The organism is Xenorhabdus entomophaga (assembly GCF_037996725.1).
Lineage (GTDB): Bacteria > Pseudomonadota > Gammaproteobacteria > Enterobacterales > Enterobacteriaceae > Xenorhabdus > Xenorhabdus khoisanae.
In genome coordinates this window covers 1-847 of record NZ_JBBMXH010000278.1, presented here as the reverse complement: position 1 = coordinate 847, position 847 = coordinate 1, and the positions used below count along the sequence as shown (strand labels likewise).

Annotated in this window: 1 protein-coding gene; it reads right to left on the bottom strand. The window is 45.5% G+C overall.

The genetic code is table 11. From position 1 onward, the window contains the following. The coding region (locus AAC854_RS22755) for an IS982 family transposase (RefSeq protein ID WP_340619078.1) at positions 1 to 834 on the bottom strand (834 nt) is incomplete at its 3' end. Positions 835 to 847 lie beyond the last annotated feature (13 nt).

Here is an 847-nt window from a genome sequence, read left to right as displayed (position 1 = left end):
AAAAATGCCCAACGTATGAGAAAGCAGTTTTCTGGCTATTCGATTACTCAAATGCCACAGATCCCGCGCCCAGCACTTCTCGATAGCAAATTGTCCGGCAAGTTGACCTATCACGGTTTCAATTAGACGACGTTTGGCATTAATACGCTTTCTCGTTTCTTTGGGGACGGGTTCATCCATATTGGCACGCACTGGTGTCATCATTTTAATACCCGATTTCTTCATTTCCTCTTTAAATTTAACGCCTAAATACCCCTTATCACCGAGCAAATAGCCTTCTATCGGAGCCACTAAATCCCAGGCGGCTTCACGTTCACTGCCACTGGCCGGGGTCAATGTTATTCCCGTCACTACGCCGATTTCATCTATCATCAGATGCCCCTTAAAGCCGTAGTAAGTTTCGTTCTTGGCGGCACAGTATCCATAATCGGCTTGCCCTTTGAAACGGGCACAGCTTTTCGCTCTTTTGAATCCACAGACAGGCAGCGGAAATCCGTCGATGATATGGACTGGCCTGTTGAAGGCACCCAATAATCTCGCCAGCTTTTCTTGCAATTTTTGTTTAACAACCCAAAGACTTGAAGCCTGTTTAGCAAAATTGGCCCGTGAACCCAGTCCCGGAAACCACTCGCGCCAGTGGTCATTAAAGTACTTCCAAATGCCTTTATCTGTTGAAAATCCTAAGAATTCACCGACTACTTCCATTGTGATGACTTCCGCATCACTCAGCTTAGGTGGATATCCCCGACTTCTGAATCGCATACCTTGTTGTAACTGCGTTAAATTGTCATCTACCCAACAAAACACCCAAATGATAAAATCTTGCTGTGACATAGCCTTTGTTCCT